9 protein-coding genes are annotated in these 12,525 nt (G+C 67.7%); all 9 read left to right on the top strand.

Translation table 11 applies throughout. From position 1 onward, the window contains the following. The first annotated feature begins 93 nt into the window (after window positions 1-93). The 9 genes from HUT07_RS00535 to HUT07_RS00495 are packed head-to-tail and all read left to right on the top strand — an operon-like array spanning window position 94 to window position 12,433. A complete protein-coding gene (locus HUT07_RS00535) occupies window positions 94-1,725 on the top strand; it encodes a TldD/PmbA family protein (RefSeq protein WP_176019257.1) in 1,632 nt (543 codons plus the stop codon). A 27-nt stretch (window positions 1,726-1,752) separates the two neighbouring features. Then, window positions 1,753-3,387 carry a TldD/PmbA family protein gene (locus tag HUT07_RS00530; RefSeq protein WP_176019256.1) on the top strand — a complete coding sequence of 545 codons (1,635 nt, stop codon included), beginning with the start codon at window positions 1,753-1,755 and terminating at the stop codon, window positions 3,385-3,387. A 21-nt stretch (window positions 3,388-3,408) separates the two neighbouring features. After that, window positions 3,409-4,743 (top strand): TldD/PmbA family protein, encoded by a 1,335-nt coding sequence (locus tag HUT07_RS00525; RefSeq protein WP_176019255.1) that lies wholly within the window; start codon window positions 3,409-3,411, stop codon window positions 4,741-4,743. Beyond that, on the top strand, window positions 4,743-5,450 hold the full coding sequence (locus HUT07_RS00520; protein WP_005421001.1) for a DUF4159 domain-containing protein: 708 nt from the start codon (window positions 4,743-4,745) through the stop codon (window positions 5,448-5,450). The genes HUT07_RS00525 and HUT07_RS00520 overlap by 1 nt, the downstream gene beginning before the upstream one ends. Before the next feature lie 16 nt (window positions 5,451-5,466). Then, complete coding sequence (locus tag HUT07_RS00515; protein WP_176019254.1) at window positions 5,467-6,450, top strand: MoxR family ATPase; 984 nt, start codon at window positions 5,467-5,469, stop codon at window positions 6,448-6,450. Window positions 6,451-6,457: 7 nt separating this feature from the next. Continuing rightward, window positions 6,458-7,354, top strand: coding sequence for a DUF58 domain-containing protein (locus HUT07_RS00510; RefSeq protein WP_176019253.1), 897 nt, complete (start codon window positions 6,458-6,460; stop codon window positions 7,352-7,354). Further along, window positions 7,351-8,472: a BatA domain-containing protein gene (locus HUT07_RS00505; RefSeq protein WP_176019252.1), complete on the top strand. Its 1,122-nt coding sequence runs from the start codon at window positions 7,351-7,353 to the stop codon at window positions 8,470-8,472. Before HUT07_RS00510 ends, HUT07_RS00505 begins: the two co-directional genes overlap by 4 nt. After that, window positions 8,469-10,628, top strand: a complete 2,160-nt coding sequence (locus tag HUT07_RS00500) for a hypothetical protein (RefSeq protein WP_176019251.1) — start codon at window positions 8,469-8,471, stop codon at window positions 10,626-10,628. Before HUT07_RS00505 ends, HUT07_RS00500 begins: the two co-directional genes overlap by 4 nt. Continuing rightward, the gene (locus HUT07_RS00495) at window positions 10,625-12,433 is read left to right on the top strand and encodes a hypothetical protein (RefSeq protein WP_176019250.1); all 1,809 of its coding nucleotides are present in this window, start codon (window positions 10,625-10,627) and stop codon (window positions 12,431-12,433) included. The genes HUT07_RS00500 and HUT07_RS00495 overlap by 4 nt, the downstream gene beginning before the upstream one ends. Window positions 12,434-12,525 lie beyond the last annotated feature (92 nt).

Raw genomic sequence — 12,525 nt, 5'->3', positions numbered from 1 at the left:
ACTTGCCCCCACGCCCCGCGCTGGCGAAAGTCGAGGAGTTGACGTGATCGGATCGGTCCTTTGCCGGCCGCACGGAAGTGAGAGAGAGACGCAGTGCAACGACGTGAGTTCCTGGCATTTTCCGGTCTGGGCCTGGCGGGCCTGGTCCTGCCGCATTCGCGGCTGATCGCCGCCGAGCAGTTGCTGGCCCCGGTCGACCCGACCCAGCGCCGACGCCTGGCCGAGGTCGCACTTGCCGCCGCGCGCGCGGCCAAAGCCAGCTACTGCGATGTGCGCATCGGCCGCTACCTCAACCAGTCGGTCATCACCCGCGAGCACCAGGTCGGCAACGTGACCAACCGCGAATCGTCCGGTGTGGGCGTCCGGGTGATCGTCAACGGTGCCTGGGGCTTCGCCGCCACCCACCAGCAGACCGAAGCGGCGGTGCGTACCGCCGTCGAGCAAGCCACGGCCATCGCCCGCGCCAATGCCAGCATCCAGACCCGCCCGGTGCAACTGGCGCCCACCCCGTCGGTGGGCGAAGTGCGTTGGCAGACACCGATCCGCCGCAACGCGATGGAAGTGCCGATCCAGGACAAGGTCGAGCTGCTGCTGTCGCTCAATGCCGCCGCGCTGAATGCGGGTGCCGACTACATCAATTCCACCCTGTTCCTGGTCAACGAGCAGAAGTACTTCGCCTCCAGCGACGGCTCGTTCATCGATCAGGACATCCATCGCATCTGGCTGCCGTTCACCGCCACGGCCATCGACAAGGCCAGCGGCAAGTTCCGCACCCGCGCCGGGCTTTCCTCGCCGATGGGCATGGGCTACGAGTTCCTCGATGGCGATGCCAGCGGCAAGGTGCAGCTGCCCGGCGGCATCACTGCGTACCGCGATTCCTACGACCCGGTCGAGGACGCCATCGCCGCCGCCCGCCACGCGCGCGAGAAGCTCAAGGCGCCCTCGGTGAAGCCCGGCAAGTACGACCTGGTACTGGATCCGTCCAATCTGTTCCTGACCATCCACGAGAATGTCGGCCACCCGCTGGAGCTGGACCGCGTGCTTGGCTACGAAGCCAACTACGCCGGCACCAGCTTCGCCACGCTGGACAAGCGCGATGCCGGCTTCCGCTGGGGCAGCGACATCGTTACCGTCTTCGCCGACAAGACCCAGCCGGGCAGCCTGGGCGCGGTGGGCTACGACGACGAAGGGGTGAAGACCCAGCGCTGGGACCTGGTGCGCGATGGCGTACTGGTCGATTACCAGGCCACCCGCGATGAAGCCCATATCCTCGGTCGCGACGCGTCGCATGGCTGCAGCTATGCCGATTCCTGGTCCAGCGTGCAGTTCCAGCGCATGGCCAACGTCTCGCTGGCACCGGGCAAGGCAGCGCTCAGCGTCGAGGAGATGGTCAAGGACGTGGAGAACGGCATCTATATCCACGGCCGTGGCTCCTACTCCATCGACCAGCAGCGCTACAACGCGCAGTTCGGCGGCCAGCTCTATTACCAGATCAAGAACGGAAAGATCACCGGCATGGTCGAGGATGCGGCCTACCAGATCCGCACGCCGGAATTCTGGAACGCCTGCACCGCCATCTGCGATGAACGCGACTTCCGCCTCGGCGGCTCGTTCTTCGACGGCAAGGGCCAGCCCGGCCAGGTGTCGGCGGTCTCGCACGGTTCGTCCACCACCCGTTTCAACGGCATCAACATCATCAACACCGCGCGCAGTCTTGGCGCCTGAGCCACCCGTCCTTCATGGAGAGCAGCCTTGCACAGACGTGACTTCCTGGCCCTGACCGGGCTTACCGCTGGCGGCCTGATCGTGCCGTCGTTCTTCGGCAAGGCGATCGCCGCCGAGCAGCTGCAGTCCAGCCTCGACCCTGCGCTGAAGAAGCGCCTGGCCGATGCCGCCCTGCAGGCCGCACGCAGCGCCGGCGCCACCTACTGCGACGTGCGCATCGGCCGCTACCTGCGGCAGTTCGTGATCACCCGCGAGGACAAGGTGCAGAACGTGGTGAACACCGAGTCCACCGGTGTGGGCATCCGCGTGATCGTCAACGGCGCCTGGGGCTTTGCCGCCACCAACGCGCTCAGTACCGCCGACGTGGCCCGTGCCGCGCAGCAGGCCGCCGCCATCGCCAAGGCCAATGCGGGCGTGCAGACCGCGCCGGTACAGCTGGCCAAGGCGCCGGGCGTCGGCGAGGTCAGCTGGAAAACGCCGATCCGCAAGAATGCGATGGAGGTGCCGATCAAGGAGAAGGTCGACCTGCTGCTGGACGTCAACGCTGCGGCGATGGGTGCCGGCGCCAGCTTCGTCAATTCGATGCTGTTCCTGGTCAACGAGCAGAAGTACTTCGCTTCCACCGACGGCTCGTACATCGACCAGGACGTGCACCGCATCTGGGCACCGATGACGATCACCGCCATCGACAAGGCCAGCGGCAAGTTCCGCACCCGCGAAGGCCTTTCCGCACCGATGGGCCTGGGCTACGAGTATCTGGACGGGGCCGCTGCCGGCAAGGTTCTGACGCCCAATGGCGTGGTGAATTACGGCTCTTCCTACGACATGAAGGAAGACGCCATCGCGGCGGCCAAGCAGGCGCAGGAAAAGCTGAAGGCGCCGTCGGTGAAGCCGGGCAAGTACGACCTGATCCTGGATCCGTCGCACACCTGGCTGACCATCCACGAGTCGATCGGCCATCCGCTGGAGCTGGACCGCGTGCTCGGCTACGAAGCCAACTACGCCGGCACCAGCTTCGCCACTTTGGACAAGCGCGAGCAGCACTTCCAGTACGGCAGCGACAAGGTCAACATCTTCGCCGACAAGACCCAGCCGGGCAGCCTCGGTGCGGTCGCGTACGACGATGAAGGCGTGAAGTGCAAGCGCTGGGACCTGATCAGCAACGGCAAGCTGGTGGACTACCAGACCATCCGCGACCAGGCGCACATCCTCGGCAAGACCGAGTCCGATGGCTGCTGCTATGCCGACTCGTGGTCCAGCGTGCAGTTCCAGCGCATGGCCAACGTGTCGATGGCGCCGGGCAAGACCCCGCTGAGCGTGTCGGACATGATCAAGGACGTGGAGAACGGCATCTACATCATCGGCGATGGCTCGTTCTCGATCGACCAGCAGCGCTACAACGCGCAGTTCGGCGGCCAGCTGTTCTATGAAATCAAGAACGGCAAGATCACCCGCATGCTGGAAGACGTGGCGTACCAGATCCGCACGCCGGAATTCTGGAATGCCTGCAGCGCCGTGGCCGACGAACGCGATTACCGCCTGGGCGGTTCGTTCTTCGACGGCAAGGGCCAGCCCGGCCAGGTCTCGGCGGTCTCGCACGGTTCGTCCACCGCGCGCTTCAACGGCATCAACGTCATCAACACCGCACGCAGCCTCGGCTGACCGGTCAGGAGCCCTTACACCATGAGTATCTTCACCGAAGCCCAGGCCAAGGCCATCCTCGACAAGGTCATCGCCCTGTCCAAGGCCGATGAGTGCACGGCCGTCCTGGCGGGTTCGATCAACGGCAACATCCGTTTCGCCCTGAACAATGTTTCCACCAGCGGCATTGTCGACAACACCGAACTGGCCGTTACCGTGGCCTTCGGCAAGCGCGTGGGCACTGCTTCGATCAACGAGTTCGACGACGCTGCGCTGCAGCGCGTGGTCCGCCGCGCCGAAGACCTGGCCCGCCTGGCCCCGGAAAACCCGGAGTTCATGCCGGCCATCGGCAAGCAGAGCTACCGCGCCAGCCCGACCTTCAGCGAATCCACCGCCGCCATCGATCCGGCCTTCCGCGCCAAGGTCGCCGCCGATTCGATCGCGCCGTGCCGTGGCAACGGACTGATCGCCGCCGGCTTCCTGGAAGACGGCCAGGGCTTCTACGCCACGGCCAACAGCAACGGCAACTTCGGCTACCAGCGCAGCACCAACTTCGATTACACCTGCACCGTGCGCACCGAAGACGGTCGTGGTTCGGGCTGGGTGGGCCGCAACCTGAAGGATGCAGCCGACTTCAAGGCCGACCAGGACATCCGCATCGCGATGCGCAAGGCCACCGAGTCGCAGGAAGCCAAGGCGCTGGAACCGGGCAAGTACACGGTGATCCTGGAGCCGGCGGCGGCTGCGGGCCTGATCAGCTTCATGATGAACTTCTTCAGCGCGCGCTCGGCCGATGAAGGCCGCAGCTTCCTGTCGAAGAAGGGCGGCGGCAACAAGCTGGGCGAGCAGGTCTACGATCCGCGGGTGAACATGCATGCCGACCCGTGGCATCCGGAAGCGCCGGTGCTGCCGTGGGACAACGAGGGCATGCCGCGCGATCGCATCGCCATCATCGAGAACGGCAAGGTCGCCAACCTCGACTATTCGCGCTTCTGGGCACAGAAGCAGGGCAAGACGGCCAAGGCCACGCCCGGCAACCTGCTGATGAGTGGTGGCGAGAAGAGCACCGCCGAGCTGGTGCGCGGCACCCAGAAGGGCATCCTGGTCACCCGCACCTGGTACATCCGCATGGTCGATCCGCAGACCGTGCTGCTGACCGGTCTGACCCGTGACGGCACCTTCTACATCGAGAACGGGCAGATCAAGCACCCGGTGAAGAACTTCCGCTTCAACGAGTCGCCGGTGATCATGCTCAACAACATCGAAGAGCTGGGCAAGCCGGTGCGCGTGGCCGGTGACGAGTCCAGCTTCGTGATGATGATTCCGCCGATGAAGTTGCGCGATTTCACCTTTACGTCGTTGTCCGACGCGGTCTGATGGATCGCCGGGCCTGCCTGCGCTGGTTGGCCGCTGCCGCTTCGGCGGCGGCGCTGCCGGCATGGGCCCAGGCAGGCCCGCGCAGTTCGCGCTACGACTTCTGGTTCACCCGCCTGCAGTACGACTCCGGTGACTGGGACGTGGACGCGCGCATGCCGTCCAACCTGATCACCTCGTTGATCGATTACACCTCGCTGCGGGTGGACCCGCAGGAACACGTGGTGGCCCTGGCCGACCCGCGCATGCTGGAAGCGCCGTTCTGCTACCTGGCCGGGCACACGCTGGTGGAGTTCAACGCCGCCGAGCGGCAGAACTTCGTGCGCTATGTGCGTAATGGGGGCTTCGTCTTCGTCGACGACTGCAACCATGACATCGATGGCCTGTTCGCCACCTCGTTCGAGGCACAGATGGGTCGGCTGTTTGGCCCGAAGGCATTGCAGAAGCTGCCCAACAGTCACGCGCTGTACCGCAGTTTCTTCCGTTTCCCAGACGGTCCGCCCGCCACCAGCTTCGAACTCAATGGCTGGGGCGATGACCTGGTGCACGACTACCTGAAAGGCATCGAGGTCGATGGCCGCCTGGGCCTGCTCTACAGCAACAAGGATTACGGCTGCGAGTGGGACTACGACTGGCGCAACAAGCGTTTCCTGGCCGAAGACAACACCCGCTTCGGCGTCAACATCGTGATGTACGCGTTGAACAACTGATAGGACCTGCACGCCCATGACCTCCCCCGACCTCGATTCGCTGCTGCCACGCCTGCACGATCTGCGCGCTGCGCTCGCACGCGCGGTGGTTGGCCAGAACACCGTGGTCGAGCAGCTGCTGATCGGCCTGCTGGCCGGTGGACACTGCCTGCTGGAAGGTGCGCCTGGCCTCGGCAAGACCCTGCTGGTGCGCTCGCTGGGGCAGGCGCTGGAGCTGCAGTTCCGGCGCGTGCAGTTCACCCCGGACCTGATGCCCAGCGACATCCTCGGCACCGAGCTGCTGGAGGAAGACCACGGCACCGGCCATCGCCATTTCCGCTTCCAGCAGGGCCCGATCTTCACCAATCTGCTGCTGGCCGACGAACTCAACCGCACCCCGCCCAAGACCCAGGCCGCACTGCTGGAAGCCATGCAGGAACGCACGGTCAGCTACGCCGGCACGACCTACACGTTGCCGGCGCCGTTCTTCGTACTGGCCACGCAGAATCCGATCGAGCAGGCCGGCACCTATCCGCTGCCGGAAGCGCAGCTGGACCGCTTCCTGCTGCACGTGCTGGTGGATTACCCCAGCGAAGACGAGGAGCGGCAGATCCTGGAACAGACCACCGGCGGTGCCACCGAGGGCGTGCCGAAGGTGATGGATGCCGACGCGGTGATCGCGCTGCAGACGGCCGTGCGCCAGGTACATGTCAGCCCCGACGTGCTGGCCTGGATCACCCGCCTGGTGCGCGCCAGCCGTCCCGGCGACAGCGCACCGGCGGCCATCAACCAATGGGTGAAGTGGGGCGCCGGCCCGCGTGCCGGGCAGTCGCTGGTGCTGGCGGCGAAAGCACGCGCACTGCTGCAGGGCCGTTTCGCCGCCACCCGCGAGGACGTGCAGGCGCTGGCCGCACCGGTGATGCGCCATCGCCTGCTGCTGTCGTTCGCCGCCGAAGCCGAGCAGAAGCGTGCCGACGACGTGGTCGCTGCGCTGCTGCAGGCCGTGCCGTTCCCGGGTTGAGCCACGCGTGAACGCCGGTACGCCGCTGACATTGCCACCGGAACTGCGCGCACGCCTGCGCACGCTGCGCTTGTGGCCGCGCCTGGCCAGCGGTGCAAGTGGTATCGGCCAGCATGCCAGCCGCAGTCGTGGCGCCGGCCTCGAATTCGCCCAGTACCGTGCCTACGAGCCCGGTGACGAACTGCGCCAGATCGACTGGAAGTTGTACGCACGCTCGGATCGCTTCTTCGTGCGCGAATCCGAACGCGAAAGCCCGATCACCGTCTGGTTGCTGCTCGATGCCACCGCGTCGGCGGGCCAGACCGACCGCGCGGCACCGGCACGCAGCCGCCTGGATCACATGCGGCAACTGGCAGCCTGCGTGGTCGAACTGGCCCTGCAACAGGGCGACCGTTTCGGCCTGTTGACCATCAACGGCGAAGGCCTGCAACTGGTACCAGCCGCACATGGCGCGCGCCAGCGCGACCGTGTGCATCTGCAGCTGCACGCCCTTCAGGCGCGTGGCGAATGGCCAGCCGCCGAGCGCCTGCGCCCTCTGTGGGAACGCGTGCGCCCGGGTGATCTGCTGCTGGCCATCGGCGATGGCTTCGATGACGCGGGCACCGCGCTGCTGGAGCAGTTGGCCAGCTCGCGTCGCGAGGTGATGCTGCTGCAGGTGCTGACTGCCGACGAGCGCGATTTCCCCTTTGACGCAGGCCATCGCTTCCGCGACCCGGAAACCGGCGAGGAACTCTTGGGCGATGGCACGGCGATCCGCGCCGACTACCTGCAGCGCTTCGCTGACGCGCGCAGCGCATTACATGCGCGCCTGCAGGCCAGCGGCATCGCCAGTGCCACCGGTTGGCTCGACCAGCCGCTGGACCAGCCGCTGCAGGCGCTGTTCGGCCGCAGGGGCGGCGCATGAGCCTGCTGTTCCCACTGGGCCTGGCGGCGCTCACCGCATGGCTGCTACCACTGCTGATCCACCTCGCCCGTCGTCATCCCTACACGCCCCTGGATTTCGCCGCGCTGCGCTGGCTGCGCGCCCAGGTACGGCCGCGCCAGCGCATCCGCTTCGATGATTGGCCGTTGCTGCTGGTGCGCCTGCTGTTGCTGGCAGCACTGGCCCTGCTGCTGGCGCGCCCGGCGCTGACCGGCCCTGCACCGGTGCCAGCCGCGTGGACGGTGGTGGCACCGGGCCTGGACGCGACCGCACTGCGCGGAAGCGCCGATTTACGCGATTGGCATTGGCTGGCACCGGGCTTTCCGAGCATCGAACAGCCCACGCCGGTAGATGCTGCTTCCCTGCCCAGCCTGCTGCGCGAGCTGGATGCGCAGCTGCCGGCCGGCACCGCGCTGACCGTACACATACCCGATCCCTTGCCCGGCCTTGATGGCGCCCGCCTGCAGTTGTCGCGCAAGGTGCAGTGGCACACGCAGCCGATGTCGGTCACACCGCCGCAGATTGCAGCCGCACTGCCTCGACTACGCGTGCACAGCCAGGCGCCCGCCACTGCCGAGCACTGGTTGAATGCACTGCAAACTGCATGGGGCGTGCAGGCAATGCCCTCGCCTTTGGCGGGGAATGCTGTGCCAGAACGCGGCGAGATCGGCGTGTGGAGCCGCAACGATGCACTGCCAGTGGCCTGGCAGACGTGGCTGCGCGACGGCGGTCGTGTCATGACTGCCGGCAAGCCCGCTGCCAGCGCCCGCGTCGTGCTGCGCGACGCCGAGGGCGTACCGCTGCTGTGGCAGCAACGCATCGGCCACGGCTATCTGTTGGCGCTGCCGGGCGACTGGAATACCGCGAGCAACGCCGCGCTGCGCGATCCGCAGTTGCCGCGTGCCCTGCTGCTGGCGCTGCAACCGCCCACGGCCCCGCGCCTGGGCGATGCACGTGACCAGGCACCGCAAAGGGCCGTATTGCCTGCTGCAACACCACCGCTGCGTGAGCCGACGCCTTGGCTGTTGCTGGCCATCGTGCTGCTGTTCGCGCTGGAACGCTGGATGGCGAGCAGTGCCCAGCGCAGGGTGGCCGCATGAACACACTGCAGCACGCCTGGCAACGCGCACGCCGCCGCCGAGCGCTCACCACCCTGCTGCTGGGCCTGCCGTGGGCGCTGGCCGCGACGGTGCTCGCGCTGCGCCTGGCGGGCTTCGATATCGCCTGCGTGGTCGGCACGGTCAGCCTGCTCGTGTGTGCGGCCCTCGCCACAGCGCGTGCCCGCCAGCTGGACCCGCAGTGGTTGCGGCGCCAGCTCGATGGCAGCGGTGCCAGCGAGGACAGTGCCGACCTGCTGTTCGCCGATGTCGCAACGCTCAATCCACTGCAGCAGCGCCAGCGCGCGCATGTGCTGGCCACGCTGGAACGCGCGATGCCGGAGCTACGTCCACGCTGGCCGCGTGTAGCACTGGCGCTGTGCTGGATCGCAGGCCTGGCCATTGTTGTGCTGGCACTGGGCTGGCCACGTTCGAACCCCGGTTCCGCGCCTGCCCGCACGCCGGCGCCTGGCAGCGCTGCTGCCGCGGGCCCACTGCGCCTGCAGTCCACCCGCCTGCGTATCGACGCGCCGGCCTATACCGGCCAGGCCACGCATACCCAGAATGCGCTGGACGCCAAGGTCGCCGCCGACAGCCGACTGTCCTGGTCGCTGCGCTTCGACCGCGCACCGGACAAGGCATGGCTGCAGTTCCACGATGGTCGCCGGTTGCCACTCAGCGAGCACGAAGGGCAGTGGCAGGCGCAGGATGTGGCACGCACGCCAGTGCTGTACCGCGTGGTGAGCGAACCGGCACTGGCAGAAACCCGCCTGCATCGGCTGGATGTGGTGGCCGACCGTGCACCCAGCGTGCGCGTACTGGAGCCCACGGCCAGCCTGGAGCTGGGTACGCCGGGGCAACGGCAGTGGGCACTACGCTTCGAAGCCAGCGACGATTACGGTGTCGCGGCGCAGGCAACGCTGTCGATCACCACCACCCAGGGCAGCGGGGAGAACATCACCTTCGTGAAACGCAGCGTCAGGCTTGCCGGCAGCGGTGAAGCCACGGCGCGACGTTTCGCCCACACGCTTGATCTGGCTGCGCTGGGCGCGCAGCCCGGCAACGATGTGATCGCCCAGCTGGAGGTGCGCGACAATCACGCACCCACGCCACAGACCGGGCGCAGCAGCAGCGTGATCCTGCGCATGCCCAGCGCCGAAGTTGCGCTCGGTGCAGAGCTCGAAGGCCGCATCAAGAAGACCCTGCCTGCGTACTTCCGCAGCCAGCGGCAGATCATCATCGATGCCGAAGCCCTGATCCGGCAGCGACGCAGCCTGGCCGCCGGGGACTTCGTGAAGCGCAGCGATGCGATCGGTGTCGACCAGCGCATCCTGCGCCTGCGCTACGGCCAGTTCCTGGGCGAGGAAAGCGAAGGTGCGCCGAAGACACCGCCGACCAGCGACCTGCCCACCAGCGATACGCCGGCCGCAGGCGACCACGACGACGATCACGATCACGACCATGGCGCCGATGCCGGCGCGCATGGCCACGATCACGGCGGCAAGCCGGCCAATGCCGATACGCCACCGGTGTTCGGCAGCGACACCGACGTGCTCTCCGAGTATGGCCACACCCATGACCACGCCGAAGCGGCGACCCTGCTCGATCCGCAGACCCGCGCCACGTTGAAAGCCGCGCTGGACCAGATGTGGTCGGCCGAAGGCGAGCTGCGCCAGGGCCGTCCGGAACAGGCATTGCCCTTCGCCTACAAGGCATTGGGCTTCATCAAGCAGGTACAGCAGGCCGAACGCATCTATCTGGCCCGGGTCGGGCCAGAGCTGCCACCGATCGATGAAGGCCGTCGCCTCGGGGGTGATCGCGCCGGACTGGCCAGTCGCGAGCTGCCGTTGGCCGCGCGCACTCCGCCGGATCCTGCCATCGTTGAAGCCTGGCAACGCCTCGGTGATGACAACGGCGCACCGGATCTCGATGCGCTCGCAGCCTGGCAGCAGCGCAACGCGGCCTACCTGCCCGATGCTCTGGATCTGGCCGCGGCCATCGAGCAGCTGCGCATCGAGCCCGGTTGCGGCGACTGTCGCCAGCGCCTGCGCGCGCAGCTGTGGCGGGCACTGCAACGTCCACTGCCGCAGGCGATGCGGCGCAGTGCGGCCGATGCGATGGGCCAGCGCTACCTCGATGCGCTGGAGGCGCAGCCATGACCCCCTCCAGCCCGAACCTGTGGATTGCGCTGGCACTTGCCCTGGTCGTGGTCATCGCCAGCGTGCGCCAGTTGCGTGGAAGCACAACGCACCCAGGCCGCCGCTGGATCAGCATCGCGCTGCAGATCGCCGCTGCCATGCTGCTGTATTTCTGCTTGGCCCCCCCTACCCGCCAGCAGCCCGCCGGCGGGCTGGTCGTACTTGGGATCGATGCTGGCAAGGCCGGCGCACTCCCGGCCAGCGAAGGCCCACTGTTGCTGTTGCCCGAAGCTGCCGATGTGCCCGGCGCACAGCGCGTACCCGACCTGGCCACCGCGCTGCGCCAGCATCCAGCCTCCACGCTGACGCTGGTCGGTGCGGGCCTGGCCACACGGGACCGCGACGCGGTGCTGCCACCGGATGTACGTTGGCAGGCTGTAGCGGAGCCGCGCGGCTGGATCGCGCTGCAACCACCGGCCGATGTGGCCCCCGGTGCACGCTTCGAGGTACTGGCCCAGGCGCGTGGCGCGGCAAAGGCGAAAGCAGAACTGCTCGACCCGGCCGACAGCGTGGTCGATCGCACGGACGTTGCCGGGGACGGCCGCGTGCAGCTGAGCGGCATCGCCCGCGCCGAAGGCCGGAGCGTGTTCAAGCTGCGCCTGCTCGATGCCGACGGCCATGTGGTAGACAGCGTCCCGGTGCCGCAGCAGACCCTGCCGGCCGCACCGTCGCGCCTTTTGGTACGCGCCAGTGCGCCGGGCCCAGAGTTGAAGTACCTGCGCCGCTGGGCGGCCGATGCCGGCATCCGTGTGCAGGTGCAGGCTGATACCGGGGCCGGACTCAGCGTCGGCGATGGCCCGGTGTTGATCGATGCAGCATCACTCACGCGCAGCGATCTGCTGCTGCTGGACGAACGCAGCCTGGCAGCATTGAGTGCGGGCCAGCTGGCCGCCGTGCACCAGGCGCTGCGCGATGGATTGGGCGTGCTGGTACGCAGCGCGGGCGCACCTTCGGCCAGTGCGCGCCAACGCCTCCGCGACCTGGGCCTGCCCGTGCAGGGCGATGGCAACAGCCGCCCCCTCGAGCTTCCCGGCGATGGCGAGAGCGCGATCCTCGCCGCACGACGTGGCCCACTCGCCGCTGGCACGTTGCCGACCGGCTACGGCGAAGAGGCCGACCGCAGCTCGCACGGCGCTGCCCTGCCCGCGCTGGAAGCACTGGCGCTGCAGGTGCCCGGCAGCAGCGCACTGCTGCACGATCGTGCCGGCAATGTGATCGGCGGCTGGCGCGCGGTCGGCAAGGGCCGCATCGGCCTGCTGCCGCTGACCGACAGCTGGCGCTGGGTGCTGGCCGGGCGCGACGACCGCCACGGCGAACTCTGGAGCAGCGTGGTGGCCACGCTGGCGCGCGCACAGGGCAGCGATGATGCGCTGTGGTCACCGCAGCCGATCAGCTGGGCAGGCGAACGGCAGGCGCTGTGTGGCGTGCGAGCGCCGCTGCAGGTCTTCAACAAACGTGGTGACGATGTACCCCTGATCGTCGATGGCGCGACATCGGCGCTGCGCTGCGCCGGCTGGTGGCCCCGTGAGGCAGGCTGGCAGCGCCTGCAGCATGGTGACAGCGTTGTCTGGCGCTATGTGTTCGACTCGAAGGACGCACCCGCGCTGTATCGGCAGGCGATGATCGATGCGACCACGCGGGCGTTGGCCCGCAGCGCGCCCGCGAATGCGCAGGTCGCGCAGCCGGTACCGGGTTCGCGCTGGCCATGGTGGCTGGCCTTCGTGCTGTGCGCCTCGCTGCTGTGGTGGCTGGAACGGCGGCGGTAATTTCGGGGTCGGATCCCTTTCGCAGGCGAAAGGGCTCTGACCCCACCGATTGGATCGCGAGCCCGCATCCACGCATGGCGTGGATCTACTGG

Origin of the sequence: Stenotrophomonas sp. NA06056 (assembly GCF_013364355.1) — a bacterium.
Taxonomy (GTDB): Bacteria; Pseudomonadota; Gammaproteobacteria; order Xanthomonadales; family Xanthomonadaceae; genus Stenotrophomonas.
This window is presented reverse-complemented; position numbering and strand designations above follow the sequence as displayed.

Excerpts from the sequence above, each read along its gene's own strand:
- HUT07_RS00515 (WP_176019254.1), top strand. The coding sequence starts at position 5,467 with ATGACCTCCCCCGACCTCGATTCGCTGCTGCCACGCCTGCACGATCTG.
- HUT07_RS00525 (WP_176019255.1), top strand. The coding sequence starts at position 3,409 with ATGAGTATCTTCACCGAAGCCCAGGCCAAGGCCATCCTCGACAAGGTC.
- HUT07_RS00520 (WP_005421001.1), top strand. The coding sequence starts at position 4,743 with ATGGATCGCCGGGCCTGCCTGCGCTGGTTGGCCGCTGCCGCTTCGGCG.
- HUT07_RS00495 (WP_176019250.1), top strand. The coding sequence starts at position 10,625 with ATGACCCCCTCCAGCCCGAACCTGTGGATTGCGCTGGCACTTGCCCTG.
- HUT07_RS00500 (WP_176019251.1), top strand. The coding sequence starts at position 8,469 with ATGAACACACTGCAGCACGCCTGGCAACGCGCACGCCGCCGCCGAGCG.
- HUT07_RS00505 (WP_176019252.1), top strand. The coding sequence starts at position 7,351 with ATGAGCCTGCTGTTCCCACTGGGCCTGGCGGCGCTCACCGCATGGCTG.